Here is a 13,314-nt window from a genome sequence, read left to right on the forward strand (position 1 = left end):
ACCTTTTAAACCTGGTTGCCGAATTTTGTTATTTACTCTGACGAAAAATTGCCACGATGAGGGCAGTTTTAGCGGAGGCGGTGAGCAATGGAAAAAGAACGCATTATTCAGGAATTTGTGCCGGGGAAACAGGTCACGCTGGCGCATCTCATTGCGCACCCCGGCGAGGAATTAGCGAAAAAGATCGGCGTTCCCGAAGCGGGCGCTATCGGCATCATGACGCTGACGCCAGGCGAAACCGCGATGATTGCCGGTGACTTAGCCATGAAGGCGGCGGATGTACATATCGGTTTTCTCGATAGATTCAGCGGCGCACTGGTGATCTACGGTTCGGTAGGCGCAGTAGAAGAAGCGTTATTACAGACGGTAAGCGGTCTGGGTCGATTATTAAATTTCACTTTGTGCAACCTGACAAAAAGTTAATCAGAGGCGGCGATGAAACGTATTGCATTTGTCGGTACGGTGGGGGCGGGGAAAACAACGCTCTTTAATGCGCTACAGGGGAATTATTCCCTCGCCAGAAAAACACAGGCCGTGGAGTTTAATGAAAATGGCGATATCGATACGCCAGGGGAATATTTTAGCCATCCGCGCTGGTATCACGCCTTAATTACCACGCTGCAGGATGTCGATACGTTGATTTATATACACGCGGCAAATGATAAAGAAAGTCGCTTACCTGCCGGGCTGTTGGATATCGGCGCCAGTAAACGACAAATCGCCGTTATCAGTAAAACGGACATGCCGGATGCCGACGTCGCCGCAACGCGACAACTACTTCGCGGGATGGGGTTTCAGGAGCCGATTTTTGAGCTCAATAGCCATGACCCGCGCAGCGTGCAGCACCTGGTGGATTATCTGACTGAGCTCAGCCAAAAGGAGGAAAGGGCAGGTGAAAAAACTCATCACAGCTAACGATATTCGTGCGGCCCACGCACGCGGCGAACAGGAAATGTCGGTTGTTCTGCGCGCCAGCATCATTACCCCGGAGGCGCGCGAAGTTGCGGAGCTGCTGGGCGTTACCATCAGTGAATGCGATGAATCCGCGCCAACTGCTGCTGTACCGGCGGCGGTTGATGATGGCAAAACGGAAAGCCAGCGCATTCGCGAAACCATCATTGCGCAGTTACCGGAAGGGCAGTTTACCGAAAGCCTGGTCGCCCAGCTGATGGACAAAGTTATGAAGGAGAAGCAGTCGCTGGAGCAGGGCGGAATGCAGCCGAGCTTTAACTCGGTAACCGGCAAAGGCGGCGTCAAAGTCATCGACGGCAGCAGCGTGAAGTTTGGTCGTTTTGACGGCGCGCAGCCACACTGCGTGGGCTTAACCGATCTGGTGACCGACCAGGACGGTAGCAGCATGGCCGCCGGGTTTATGCAGTGGGATAACGCCTTTTTCCCATGGACGCTGAACTACGACGAAATCGACATGATTCTGGAAGGCGAGCTGCACGTTCGCCACGAAGGCGAAACCATGATTGCAAAAGCCGGGGACGTAATGTTTATCCCGAAAGGCTCCAGCATCGAATTTGGTACGCCATCAACGGTGAAGTTTCTGTATGTGGCCTGGCCTGCGAACTGGCAGTCCTGCTAAGGCGGATGTATGAAGGATTTCATTACCGAAGCGTGGCTCAGAGCGAATCATACGCTCAGCGAAGGGGCTGAAATTCATCTCCCCGCTGACGCTCGCCTGACGCCGTCTGCCCGGGAATTACTGGAAAGCCGACATCTGCGTATTAAGTTTATCGACGAGCAGGGCAGCCTGTTTATTGATGACGAAGAACAGCAGCCGCAGCCGGTGCATGGGTTAACCAGCAGCGATACGCATCCACAGGCCAGCTGCGAACTGTGCCATCAACCGGTGGCGAAGAAACCGGACACCCTGACGCATCTGACGGCGGACAAGATGGTCGCCAAAAGCGATCCGCGCCTGGGATTTCGCGCCGCGCTGGACAGCACCATCGCCCTGGCTGTGTGGTTGCAGATTGAGATGGCAGAACCGTGGCAGCCGTGGCTGGCGGATATCCGCTCGCGCCTGGGCAATATTATGCGCGCTGACGCCATGGATGAGCCGCTGGCAGCACAAGCTGTCGTGGGTTTAAGTGACGAAGATTTACACCGTCTTTCGCATCAACCGCTGCGCTATCTGGACCACGACCATCTGGTGCCTGAAGCCAGCCACGGACGTGATTGCGCGCTGCTTAATCTGCTGCGTACCAAAGTCCGTGAAACGGAGACGGTGGCGGCCCAGGTGTTCATCACTCGCAGTTTTGAGGTTATGCGACCGGACATTATGCAGGCGCTCAACCGCCTTTCCAGTACGGTCTACGTGATGATGATTCTGAGCGTTGCGAAGCATCCGCTGACGGTTAACCAAATTCAACAGCGACTGGGGGAGAAGCAATGATCATTGAACGTGCTCGTCAACTCGCCCAACGCTCACCGGCACGGGTGGTGTTCCCGGATGCGCTGGATGTCCGGGTGTTGAAGGCGGCGAATTACCTGCACCAGCACGGTCTGGCACATCCCATTCTCGTTGCCAGTCCGTTTGCGCTGCGCCAGTTTGCCCTCAGTCACCGGGTGGCAATGGATGGTATTCAGGTTATCGATCCGCAAAGCAATCAGCCAATGCGCGAAGAGTTTGCGCTGCGCTGGCTGGCCCGCGCGGGAGATAAAACGCCTGCGGATGCGCTGGAAAAACTCAACGATCCGCTGATGTTCGCCGCTGCAATGGTTAGCGCGGGTAAAGCTGACGTCTGTATTGCGGGCAATCTCTCATCAACAGCGAACGTGCTGCGTGCCGGATTACGCATTATCGGGCTACAGCCTGGCTGTAAAACGCTGTCGTCAATTTTCCTGATGCTGCCGCAGTACCTTGGTCCGTCATTAGGTTTTGCCGATTGCAGCGTCGTGCCGCAGCCCACCGCCGCACAGCTTGCGGATATTGCGATTGCCAGCGCGCAGACATGGCAGGCGATCACTGGTGAAGAGCCGCGCGTGGCTATGCTGTCGTTTTCAAGTAATGGCAGTGCTCGCCATCCTAACGTCGCTAACGTGCAGCAGGCGACCGAGATCGTTCGTGAGCGTGCCCCGCAGCTTACCGTGGACGGAGAACTGCAATTTGATGCCGCCTTTGTTCCGGATGTCGCAGCGCAAAAAGCGCCCGCCAGTCCGTTAAAGGGCAATGCCAATGTGATGGTCTTCCCATCGCTGGAGGCAGGCAATATTGGCTACAAAATCGCTCAGCGTCTGGGAGGGTATCGCGCAGTAGGTCCGTTGATTCAAGGGCTTGCCGCACCGCTTCATGATCTCTCCCGTGGCTGTAGCGTACAGGAAATTATCGAACTGGCGTTGGTGGCAGCAGTGCCGCGCCAGACTGACATGAGTCGTGAAAACGCCTCGCACACACTGGTTGTATAAGGTCCCGTTCTGGACCCCCTTTGACTTAAGAGGAAAGCATAATGGAAGCATTAGGAATGATTGAAACCCGGGGCCTGGTTGCACTGATTGAGGCTTCTGACGCAATGGTTAAAGCGGCACGCGTGAAACTGGTTGGCGTGAAGCAGATCGGTGGCGGTCTGGTCACTGCCATGGTCCGTGGCGATGTAGCGGCATGTAAAGCTGCAACGGACGCAGGTGCTGCGGCAGCACAGCGTATTGGCGAGCTGGTTTCAGTACACGTGATCCCACGTCCGCACGGCGATCTGGAAGAAGTGTTCCCGATCAGCTTTAAAGGCGACAGCAACGACATGTAAGTCGTCCATGTGACGCCACAGACTTCATTGCTGGCGTCACCCTCTCTCCTTTTCACATTACCTTCTGCGGAGGGTAGGGGGAGGTTTTACCTGAAATATGCCACGGAGGCGCGTATGAAACTGGCAATCGTTACAGGACAAATTGTTTGTACCGTACGCCATCAGGGGCTCGCGCACGACAAGTTGCTGATGGTGGAAATGATTGACGCCCAGGGAAATCCCGACGGGCAATGTGCTGTTGCTATCGACAGCATCGGGGCGGGAACCGGAGAGTGGGTGCTGCTGGTCAGCGGAAGCTCCGCCCGTCAGGCGCACCGGAATGAATCATCGCCTGTCGATCTGTGCGTGATTGGCATTGTCGATGAAGTGGTGGCAGGTGGTCAGGTGATCTTCCATAAATAAGGCAGAAAATCATGAATCAACAGGATATTGAACAGGTCGTGAAAGCGGTACTGCTGAAAATGAAAGACAGCAGCCAACCCGTCAGTGCCGTTCAAGAAATGGGCGTTTTTGCCTCCCTGGATGACGCAGTGGCGGCAGCAAAACTGGCCCAGCAGGGGTTGAAAAGCGTCGCTATGCGCCAACTGGCTATCACGGCTCTACGTGAGGCGGGCGAAAAGCACGCCAGAGAATTAGCGGAACTTGCCGTCACTGAAACCGGCATGGGACGCGTCGAAGATAAATTTGCCAAAAACGTGGCGCAGGCGCGCGGCACGCCGGGTGTGGAATGCCTGTCTCCACAGGTTCTGACCGGCGATAACGGTCTGACGCTGATTGAAAACGCACCGTGGGGCGTGGTGGCCTCGGTAACCCCATCCACCAACCCGGCCGCGACCGTCATTAACAACGCCATCAGCCTGATTGCCGCTGGTAACAGCGTGGTCTTCGCACCGCATCCGGCGGCGAAAAAAGTCTCTCAGCGCGCTATCACTCTGCTTAACCAGGCGGTGGTTGCCGCAGGCGGTCCGGCAAACCTGCTGGTCACCGTTGCCAACCCGGATATCGAGACTGCCCAGCGTCTGTTCAAGTACCCAGGTATCGGCCTGCTGGTGGTGACCGGTGGTGAAGCCGTAGTAGACGCCGCGCGTAAGCACACCAACAAACGTCTGATTGCCGCTGGTGCGGGTAATCCGCCAGTGGTGGTTGATGAAACGGCTGACCTGGCACGTGCGGCGCAGTCGATAGTCAAAGGTGCATCGTTTGACAACAACATCATCTGCGCCGACGAAAAAGTGCTGATCGTGGTCGATAGCGTCGCTGATGAACTGATGCGTCTGATGGAAAGCCAGCATGCGGTGAAACTGACCGCGGCTCAGGCCGAACAGCTGCAGCCGGTGCTGCTGAAAAATATCGATGAGCGCGGTAAAGGCACAGTCAGTCGTGACTGGGTCGGGCGCGATGCCGGAAAAATCGCTGCGGCGATTGGTCTGAACGTACCGGAGCAAACCCGTCTGTTATTCGTCGAAACCTCCGCGACGCATCCGTTTGCCGTTACCGAACTGATGATGCCGGTGCTGCCGGTCGTGCGGGTTGCTAACGTCGATGAAGCCATTGAACTGGCGGTCAAGCTGGAAGGCGGCTGCCACCATACGGCGGCGATGCACTCACGCAATATTGAAAATATGAACCGTATGGCAAACGCCATTGATACCAGCATCTTCGTTAAGAACGGACCGTGCATTGCCGGTCTTGGACTGGGCGGTGAAGGCTGGACCACGATGACCATTACCACACCAACCGGGGAAGGGGTGACCAGTGCGCGTACGTTTGTGCGTCTGCGTCGCTGTGTGTTGGTAGACGCCTTCAGAATTGTATAAGGAGTAAATGAGATGGCGTACGACGAACAACGTTGGTTGACACCCAGACTGCTAAAAGCGGCAACGCTATGTAACCAGACGCCTGTAAAGAGCGATTCACCGCTGTGGTTGGGCATTGATTTGGGAACGTGTGATGTGGTGTCGATGGTTGTGGACAGTGACGGACAGCCGGTCGCGGTTTGCCTGGACTGGGCCGATGTCGTGCGCGATGGCATCGTCTGGGATTTCTTTGGTGCGGTGACCATCGTTCGTCGCCATCTCGATACGCTCGAACAACAACTGGGTTGCCGTTTTACCCATGCGGCAACCTCGTTTCCACCGGGAACTGACCCACGCATCTCTATTAACGTGCTGGAGTCTGCCGGGCTTGAAGTGAGCCATGTCCTCGACGAACCAACCGCGGTGGCGGATCTGTTGCAGCTTGATAACGCCGGCGTGGTGGATATTGGTGGTGGCACTACCGGGATTGCGATTGTTAAACAGGGCAAAGTGACTTACTCCGCTGATGAAGCGACCGGCGGGCACCATATCTCTCTGACGCTGGCCGGGAACCGTCGTATCCAGTTGGAAGAAGCCGAGCAGTACAAGCGCAGTAATGGCAAAGAAATCTGGCCGGTGGTGAAGCCTGTCTACGAAAAGATGGCGGAAATCGTGGCGCGCCATATTGCCGGACAGGGTGTCGCTGATTTGTGGCTGGCGGGTGGCTCCTGTATGCAGCCAGGCGTTGATGAACTGTTCCGTAAGCGTTTCCCGGAACTGCAGGTGCATTTACCCCAGCACAGCCTGTTTATGACTCCGCTGGCGATTGCAAACAGCGGAAAAGAAAAAGCGGAAGGAATCTATGCAAGCTGAATTGCAGACCGCGCTCTTTCAGGCATTCGATACCCTGAATCTGCAACGCGTTAAAACGTTTAGCGTTCCACCGGTCACCCTTTGCGGATTGGGAGCGCTCAGTACCTGCGGTCAGGAAGCACAAACGCGCGGACTGACGCACATGTTCGTCATGGTAGACAGCTTTCTGCATCAGGCTGGGATGACCGCTGCGCTGGAACGCAGTCTGGCGATGAAAGGCGTGGCGATGACGCTGTGGCCGTGCCCGGTGGGCGAACCGTGCATTACGGACGTCTGCGCCGCAGTCGCGCAACTGCGTGAATCGAAGTGCGACGGTGTCGTGGCTTTCGGCGGCGGTTCCGTGCTGGATGCCGCCAAGGCAGTGGCGTTGCTGGTGACCAATCCTACCCAGACGCTGGCTGACATGGACGAGCGTAGCGTGTTACGCCCGCGTCTGCCGCTGATTGCCGTACCGACTACCGCCGGAACGGGCTCAGAAACCACGAACGTCACGGTGATTATCGACGCCGCGACCGGACTCAAAAAAGTGCTGGCCCACGCGACCCTGATGCCGGATGTGGCGATCCTTGACGCCGCATTGACGGAAGGCGTGCCTGCGCACGTCACGGCGATGACCGGGATCGATGCGCTGACTCATGCCGTTGAAGCGTATAGCGCCCTGAACGCGACGCCGTTTACCGACAGCCTGGCGATTGGCGCGATAGCGATGATCGGTAAATCGCTGCCGAAGGCCGTCGGCTACGGTCAGGATCTGGCGGCGCGCGAAAGCATGCTGCTGGCTTCCTGTATGGCCGGGATGGCGTTTTCCAGCGCTGGGCTTGGCCTATGCCATGCGATGGCGCACCAGCCGGGGGCGACGTTGCACATTCCACACGGACAGGCTAACGCCATGCTGCTTCCCACGGTAATGGGGTTCAACCGCATGGTGTGTCGTGAGCGCTTTAGCCATATCGGACGCGCGTTAACCAACAAGAAATCGGACGATCGTGATGCTATCAACGCGGTCAGCGAGTTGATTAGCGAAGTGGGCCAGACCAAACGACTCTCTGACGTTGGGGCAAAGCCCGAGCAGTACAGCGCATGGGCTCACGCCGCGCTGGAGGATATTTGTATTCGCAGTAACCCACGGACCGCCACGCAGGCACAGATCATCGACCTGTACGCGGCTGCCGGGTAATGCCTGTAGGCCGGATAAGGTGCTCGCACCGCCATCCGGCAATAACACGGCGTTAATGCCGGAGGCGACGTAAACGTCTTATCCGGCCTACAAATCACAAATGACAGGGAGTAGGGGCTATGGGAATTAACGAAATCATCATGTACATCATGATGTTCTTTATGCTGATTGCCGCCGTGGACAGGATCCTGTCTCAGTTCGGCGGTTCGGCACGCTTCCTCGGTAAGTTCGGTAAGAGTATTGAGGGATCGGGCGGCCAGTTTGAAGAAGGTTTTATGGCGATGGGCGCGCTGGGTCTGGCGATGGTCGGTATGACCGCGCTGGCACCGGTTCTGGCGCATGTGCTCGGGCCGGTGATTATTCCGCTGTATGAAATGCTGGGCGCGAACCCGTCGATGTTTGCCGGAACGCTGCTGGCGTGCGATATGGGCGGCTTCTTCCTGGCGAAAGAGCTGGCGGGCGGCGACGTTGCGGCGTGGCTGTACTCTGGCCTGATCCTCGGGGCGATGATGGGGCCGACGCTGGTGTTCTCTATTCCGGTTGCGCTGGGGATTATTGAACCGTCTGACCGTCGTTATCTGGCGCTGGGCGTGCTGGCGGGTATTGTCACCATTCCAATTGGTTGTATTGCGGGCGGTTTGATTGCGATGTACTCCGGCGTCGAAATCAACGGACAGCCGGTGGAATTCACCTTCGCGCTGATCCTGATGAATATGATCCCGGTGCTGATCGTGGCTGTGCTGGTGGCGCTGGGACTGAAATTCATCCCGGAAAAAATGATCAACGGTTTCCAGATCTTCGCGAAATTCCTGGTAGCGCTGATCACCATCGGCCTGGCAGCAGCGGTGGTCAAATTCCTGCTCGGCTGGGAGCTGATCCCAGGTCTTGATCCTATCTTCATGGCTCCGGGTGACAAGCCGGGTGAAGTGATGCGCGCCATCGAAGTTATCGGTTCTATTTCCTGCGTACTGCTCGGTGCGTACCCAATGGTACTGCTGCTGACCCGCTGGTTTGAAAAACCGCTGATGAGCGTCGGTAACCTGTTAAAAATCAATAATATTGCGGCTGCCGGTATGGTTGCGACGCTGGCGAACAACATCCCAATGTTCGGCATGATGAAGAATATGGATACCCGCGGCAAAGTGATCAACTGCGCCTTTGCGGTCTCCGCGGCCTTTGCACTGGGTGACCACTTAGGCTTCGCCGCTGCCAACATGAACGCGATGATCTTCCCGATGATTGTCGGCAAGTTGATTGGCGGCGTGACGGCGATTGGTGTGGCTATGCTGTTGGTACCGAAAGATGAAGATGTGCCAGCAGAAGTAGAAACCAACCCGGAGGCGCAATCGTGAATACTCGCCAGCTACTGAGCGTCGGTATCGATATCGGCACCACTACCACTCAGGTGATTTTCTCGCGCCTTGAGTTAGTCAACCGTGCGGCAGTGTCGCAGGTGCCGCGCTACGAATTCATCAAACGCGAAATTAGCTGGCAAAGCCCGGTGTTCTTTACCCCCGTTGATAAGCAGGGCGGGTTGAAAGAGGCCGAACTTAGGGCGCTGATCCTCGCCCAGTATCAGGCGGCGGGTATTGCACCTGAGACTGTCGATTCCGGCGCGATCATCATCACCGGAGAAAGTGCCAAAACCCGTAATGCGCGTCCGGCGGTGATGACGCTCTCTCAGTCGCTGGGGGATTTTGTTGTGGCCAGCGCCGGTCCGCATCTGGAATCGGTGATTGCCGGTCACGGTGCGGGGGCACAAACCCTGTCCGAGCAGAAGTTGTGCCGCGTACTGAATATCGACATCGGTGGCGGTACGTCGAACTACGTTCTGTTTGATGCTGGAAAGGTCAGCGGTTCGGCTTGCCTCAACGTCGGCGGGCGACTGCTGGAAACGGACGGTCAGGGGCGAGTAGTACATGCGCATCAGCCGGGGCAGATGATTGTTGATGACGTATTTGGTCCGGGCACCGACGCCCGAACCCTCAATGCGGCGCAGCTTGTTCAGGTAGCCCGACGGATGGCGGCGCTGATTGTGGAGGTGATTGACGGTACGTTATCACCTCTGGCGCAGGCGCTGATGCAAACCGGCCTGTTACCGGCGGGCGTGAAACCGGAAGTGATTACGTTGTCCGGCGGGGTGGGCGAGTGCTACCGCAACCAACCAGCCGATCCGTTCTGTTTTTCCGACATTGGCCCGCTGTTAGCGACGGCGCTGCATGAACATCCGCGCCTGCGTGAGATGAACGTGCAGTTCCCGGCGCAAACCGTGCGCGCCACGGTGATTGGCGCCGGTGCGCATACGCTGTCGCTTTCGGGCAGCACCATCTGGCTGGAAGGTGTGGCGCTTCCGCTGCGCAATCTGCCGGTGGCGATTCCGGTTGATGAGGCTGATTTGGTGGCCGCCTGGCAACAGGCGCTAATGCAGCTCGATCTGGACCCGCAAACGGACGCCTACGTGCTGGCGCTGCCCAGTTCGCTGCCGGTGCGCTACGCCGCGCTATTAACGGTGATTGATGCGCTGCTGGCTTTTGTCGCGCGCTATCCGAATCCGCATCCCCTGCTGGTGGTAGCCGAGCAGGATTTTGGTAAGGCCCTGGGCATGCTGTTACGCCCACAGTTACAGCAACACCCGCTGGCAGTCATCGATGAGGTGGTTGTCCGGGCGGGGGACTATATCGACATTGGTACGCCTCTTTTTGGCGGATCGGTTGTGCCGGTGACGGTGAAATCACTCGCATTTCCTTCCTGAGGGAACGACTTATGAAACTAAAGACCACATTGTTCGGCAATGTTTATCAGTTTAAGGATGTTAAAGAGGTGCTGGCAAAAGCCAACGAACTGCGTTCGGGGGATGTGCTGGCAGGAGTGGCTGCAACCAGTTCGCAGGAGCGCGTGGCGGCCAAGCAGGTACTGTCGGAAATGACGGTGGCGGATATCCGCAATAACCCGGTGATTTCCTATGAAGAGGACTGTGTTACTCGTCTGATTCAGGATGACGTCAACGAGACGGCCTATAACCGTATCAAAAACTGGAGTATCAGCGAGCTGCGCGAGTACGTGCTGAGCGATGAAACCTCTGTTGATGACATTGCGTTTACGCGCAAAGGGTTAACGTCGGAAGTGGTCGCTGCGGTAGCAAAAATCTGCTCTAACGCGGACCTGATCTACGGCGGTAAGAAAATGCCGGTGATCAAAAAGGCCAATACCACCATCGGTCTGCCGGGCACCTTCAGCTGCCGTTTGCAGCCGAACGACACCCGTGATGACGTGCAGAGTATTGCCGCACAAATCTACGAAGGGCTGTCCTTCGGGGCGGGCGATGCGGTGATTGGTGTTAACCCGGTAACGGATGACGTGGAAAACTTAAGCCGCGTACTGGATACCGTGTACGGCGTTATCGACAAATTCAACATCCCGACCCAGGGCTGCGTACTGGCACACGTGACTACCCAGATCGAAGCGATTCGTCGCGGTGCGCCGGGCGGGCTGATTTTCCAGAGTATCTGCGGTAGCGAAAAAGGCTTAAAAGAGTTTGGCGTTGAGCTGGCCATGCTGGATGAAGCGCGTGCAGTGGGCGCTGAGTTCAACCGTATCGCCGGGGAAAACTGCCTGTACTTCGAAACCGGGCAAGGGTCTGCGCTTTCCGCGGGCGCGAACTTCGGCGCCGATCAGGTGACGATGGAAGCGCGTAACTACGGACTGGCACGCCACTACGATCCGTTCCTGGTGAACACCGTGGTGGGCTTTATCGGGCCAGAGTATCTCTACAACGACCGTCAGATTATTCGCGCGGGTCTGGAAGATCACTTTATGGGCAAGCTGAGCGGCATCTCGATGGGCTGCGACTGCTGCTACACCAACCATGCTGATGCTGACCAGAACCTTAACGAAAACCTGATGATTCTGCTCGCCACCGCTGGCTGCAACTACATCATGGGCATGCCGCTCGGTGACGACATCATGCTCAACTATCAGACCACCGCCTTCCATGACACCGCGACCGTGCGTCAGCTGCTGAACCTGCGTCCGTCGCCGGAGTTTGAACGCTGGCTGGAAACCATGGGCATTATGGCAAACGGTCGCCTGACCAAACGGGCGGGCGATCCGTCACTGTTCTTCTGATGACGCGGGGATGACACACGATGGATCAAAAACAGATTGAAGAAATTGTACGCAGCGTAATGGCGTCAATGGGTGAGTCTCAACCGCAGGCTCAAGAACCGTCAGCACCAGCAAAATGCAGCACTACGCAGTGCGCCGCGCCGACTGGTGAAAGCTGTGCGATGGACTTAGGCTCAGCCGAAGCTAAAGCGTGGATAGGCGTTGAGAATCCGCACCGTGCAGAGGTGTTGACTGAACTTCGCCGTAGCACCGCTGCGCGTGTATGTACTGGTCGTGCCGGTCCTCGTCCGCGTACCCAGGCGCTGCTGCGTTTCCTGGCTGACCACTCGCGTTCGAAAGATACGGTATTGAAAGAAGTGCCGGAAGAGTGGGTAAAAGCCCAGGGGCTGCTGGAAGTGCGCTCGGAAATCAGCGACAAAAACCTGTATCTGACGCGTCCGGATATGGGGCGTCGTCTGAGTGCGGAAGCTATTGAAGCACTGAAATCACAGTGTGTAATGAATCCGGATGTGCAGGTGATTATTTCTGATGGCCTGTCTACCGACGCGATTACCGCTAACTATGAAGAGATCCTGCCGCCGCTGTTGTCGGGCTTAAAACAGGCCGGATTGAAGGTCGGGACGCCGTTCTTTGTTCGCTATGGGCGCGTGAAAATCGAAGATCAGATCGGCGAACTGCTGGGTGCAAAAGCGGTGATCCTGCTGGTTGGTGAACGTCCGGGCCTCGGCCAGTCGGAAAGTCTTTCTTGCTATGCCGTCTATTCGCCGCGTGTGGCGACCACCGTTGAGGCTGATCGTACCTGTATCTCGAACATTCACCAGGGCGGTACGCCACCGGTTGAAGCGGCGGCGGTGATTGTGGATTTGGCCAAGCGCATGCTGGAGCAAAAAGCATCCGGCATCAATATGACCCGTTAAGGAGGCATCATGCCAGCATTAGATTTAATTAGACCTTCAGTCACCGCAATGCGTGTGATTGCCTCGGTAAATGACGGTTTTGCCCGCGAACTTAAATTACCGCCACATATACGTAGCCTCGGACTCATCACAGCAGATTCTGATGACGTGGCGTATATTGCCGCAGACGAAGCGACAAAACAGGCAATGGTCGAAGTGGTTTATGGCCGCTCGCTGTATGCCGGTGCGGCGCACAGTCCCTCTCCAACATCGGGCGAAGTGCTGATTATGCTCGGTGGACCAAACCCGGCCGAAGTTCGCGCGGGTCTGGACGCGATGGTGGCCAATATTGAAAGCGGGGCGGCATTCCAGTGGGCGAATGACGCAGAAGATACCGCCTTCCTGGCGCATGTGGTTTCGCGTACCGGTTCGTATCTCTCCGCAACCGCGGGATGCCGACTGGGCGATCCGATGGCGTATCTGGTAGCACCGCCGCTGGAAGCGACATTTGGTATTGATGCCGCGCTGAAATCTGCCGATGTACAACTGGTGACCTATGTACCACCGCCGTCAGAAACTAACTATTCAGCCGCGTTTTTGACCGGTAGCCAGGCCGCTTGTAAAGCCGCATGTAACGCCTTTGCCGATGCCGTTCTGGATATTGCCCGTAATCCAATCCAGCGCGCGTAAGAGAG

General features: G+C 56.8%; 15 protein-coding genes. All 15 read left to right on the top strand.

Annotation, left to right across the window (positions count from 1 at the left end; genetic code table 11):
* The first annotated feature begins 87 nt into the window (after positions 1 to 87).
* The 15 genes from eutS (at position 88) to eutL (ending at position 13,309) form a co-directional block, all read left to right on the top strand.
* Positions 88 to 423, top strand: coding sequence for an ethanolamine utilization microcompartment protein EutS (gene eutS, locus LY264_RS07020; RefSeq protein ID WP_003037995.1), 336 nt, complete (start codon positions 88 to 90; stop codon positions 421 to 423).
* Between the two features lie 12 nt (positions 424 to 435).
* Positions 436 to 915, top strand: a complete 480-nt coding sequence (gene eutP, locus LY264_RS07025) for an ethanolamine utilization acetate kinase EutP (protein WP_003037998.1) — start codon at positions 436 to 438, stop codon at positions 913 to 915.
* The gene (eutQ, locus tag LY264_RS07030; protein WP_032944171.1) at positions 893 to 1,591 is read left to right on the top strand and encodes an ethanolamine utilization acetate kinase EutQ; all 699 of its coding nucleotides are present in this window, start codon (positions 893 to 895) and stop codon (positions 1,589 to 1,591) included. The genes eutP and eutQ overlap by 23 nt, the downstream gene beginning before the upstream one ends.
* Before the next feature lie 9 nt (positions 1,592 to 1,600).
* Entirely contained in the window at positions 1,601 to 2,404 is an 804-nt protein-coding gene (gene eutT, locus LY264_RS07035; protein WP_003835057.1) for an ethanolamine utilization cob(I)yrinic acid a,c-diamide adenosyltransferase EutT, read from the top strand.
* Entirely contained in the window at positions 2,401 to 3,417 is a 1,017-nt protein-coding gene (pta, locus tag LY264_RS07040) for a phosphate acetyltransferase (RefSeq protein WP_048224970.1), read from the top strand. The genes eutT and pta overlap by 4 nt, the downstream gene beginning before the upstream one ends.
* A gap of 41 nt (positions 3,418 to 3,458) precedes the next feature.
* Positions 3,459 to 3,752 carry an ethanolamine utilization microcompartment protein EutM gene (gene eutM, locus LY264_RS07045; RefSeq protein ID WP_003835054.1) on the top strand — a complete coding sequence of 98 codons (294 nt, stop codon included), beginning with the start codon at positions 3,459 to 3,461 and terminating at the stop codon, positions 3,750 to 3,752.
* A gap of 114 nt (positions 3,753 to 3,866) precedes the next feature.
* Positions 3,867 to 4,154 carry an ethanolamine utilization microcompartment protein EutN gene (gene eutN, locus LY264_RS07050; protein ID WP_003038011.1) on the top strand — a complete coding sequence of 96 codons (288 nt, stop codon included), beginning with the start codon at positions 3,867 to 3,869 and terminating at the stop codon, positions 4,152 to 4,154.
* Positions 4,155 to 4,165: 11 nt separating this feature from the next.
* Complete coding sequence (locus LY264_RS07055) at positions 4,166 to 5,569, top strand: aldehyde dehydrogenase family protein (protein ID WP_003835050.1); 1,404 nt, start codon at positions 4,166 to 4,168, stop codon at positions 5,567 to 5,569.
* A 12-nt stretch (positions 5,570 to 5,581) separates the two neighbouring features.
* Positions 5,582 to 6,421, top strand: coding sequence for an ethanolamine utilization protein EutJ (gene eutJ, locus LY264_RS07060; RefSeq protein WP_048224967.1), 840 nt, complete (start codon positions 5,582 to 5,584; stop codon positions 6,419 to 6,421).
* The gene (eutG, locus tag LY264_RS07065; protein ID WP_008785420.1) at positions 6,411 to 7,598 is read left to right on the top strand and encodes an ethanolamine utilization ethanol dehydrogenase EutG; all 1,188 of its coding nucleotides are present in this window, start codon (positions 6,411 to 6,413) and stop codon (positions 7,596 to 7,598) included. Before eutJ ends, eutG begins: the two co-directional genes overlap by 11 nt.
* Positions 7,599 to 7,717: 119 nt before the next feature.
* Entirely contained in the window at positions 7,718 to 8,950 is a 1,233-nt protein-coding gene (eutH, locus tag LY264_RS07070) for an ethanolamine utilization protein EutH (RefSeq protein ID WP_003835043.1), read from the top strand.
* The gene (eutA, locus tag LY264_RS07075; RefSeq protein WP_048224964.1) at positions 8,947 to 10,350 is read left to right on the top strand and encodes an ethanolamine ammonia-lyase reactivating factor EutA; all 1,404 of its coding nucleotides are present in this window, start codon (positions 8,947 to 8,949) and stop codon (positions 10,348 to 10,350) included. Before eutH ends, eutA begins: the two co-directional genes overlap by 4 nt.
* 11 nt (positions 10,351 to 10,361) lie before the next feature.
* Positions 10,362 to 11,723, top strand: coding sequence for an ethanolamine ammonia-lyase subunit alpha (gene eutB / locus LY264_RS07080; RefSeq protein ID WP_003038029.1), 1,362 nt, complete (start codon positions 10,362 to 10,364; stop codon positions 11,721 to 11,723).
* A 20-nt stretch (positions 11,724 to 11,743) separates the two neighbouring features.
* Entirely contained in the window at positions 11,744 to 12,640 is an 897-nt protein-coding gene (gene eutC / locus LY264_RS07085; protein ID WP_008785418.1) for an ethanolamine ammonia-lyase subunit EutC, read from the top strand.
* Positions 12,641 to 12,649: 9 nt separating this feature from the next.
* The gene (gene eutL, locus LY264_RS07090; RefSeq protein ID WP_003838537.1) at positions 12,650 to 13,309 is read left to right on the top strand and encodes an ethanolamine utilization microcompartment protein EutL; all 660 of its coding nucleotides are present in this window, start codon (positions 12,650 to 12,652) and stop codon (positions 13,307 to 13,309) included.
* The last annotated feature ends 5 nt before the right edge of the window (positions 13,310 to 13,314 follow it).

Origin of the sequence: Citrobacter portucalensis, assembly GCF_023374935.1 — a bacterium.
In the GTDB taxonomy this organism is placed as follows: Bacteria; Pseudomonadota; Gammaproteobacteria; order Enterobacterales; family Enterobacteriaceae; genus Citrobacter; species Citrobacter portucalensis.

Excerpts from the sequence above, each read along its gene's own strand:
- LY264_RS07055 (WP_003835050.1), top strand. The coding sequence starts at position 4,166 with ATGAATCAACAGGATATTGAACAGGTCGTGAAAGCGGTACTGCTGAAA.
- eutJ (WP_048224967.1), top strand. The coding sequence starts at position 5,582 with ATGGCGTACGACGAACAACGTTGGTTGACACCCAGACTGCTAAAAGCG.
- eutM (WP_003835054.1), top strand. The coding sequence starts at position 3,459 with ATGGAAGCATTAGGAATGATTGAAACCCGGGGCCTGGTTGCACTGATT.
- eutN (WP_003038011.1), top strand. The coding sequence starts at position 3,867 with ATGAAACTGGCAATCGTTACAGGACAAATTGTTTGTACCGTACGCCAT.
- pta (WP_048224970.1), top strand. The coding sequence starts at position 2,401 with ATGATCATTGAACGTGCTCGTCAACTCGCCCAACGCTCACCGGCACGG.
- eutH (WP_003835043.1), top strand. The coding sequence starts at position 7,718 with ATGGGAATTAACGAAATCATCATGTACATCATGATGTTCTTTATGCTG.
- eutB (WP_003038029.1), top strand. The coding sequence starts at position 10,362 with ATGAAACTAAAGACCACATTGTTCGGCAATGTTTATCAGTTTAAGGAT.
- eutT (WP_003835057.1), top strand. The coding sequence starts at position 1,601 with ATGAAGGATTTCATTACCGAAGCGTGGCTCAGAGCGAATCATACGCTC.
- eutP (WP_003037998.1), top strand. The coding sequence starts at position 436 with ATGAAACGTATTGCATTTGTCGGTACGGTGGGGGCGGGGAAAACAACG.
- eutC (WP_008785418.1), top strand. The coding sequence starts at position 11,744 with ATGGATCAAAAACAGATTGAAGAAATTGTACGCAGCGTAATGGCGTCA.
- eutL (WP_003838537.1), top strand. The coding sequence starts at position 12,650 with ATGCCAGCATTAGATTTAATTAGACCTTCAGTCACCGCAATGCGTGTG.
- eutG (WP_008785420.1), top strand. The coding sequence starts at position 6,411 with ATGCAAGCTGAATTGCAGACCGCGCTCTTTCAGGCATTCGATACCCTG.
- eutS (WP_003037995.1), top strand. The coding sequence starts at position 88 with ATGGAAAAAGAACGCATTATTCAGGAATTTGTGCCGGGGAAACAGGTC.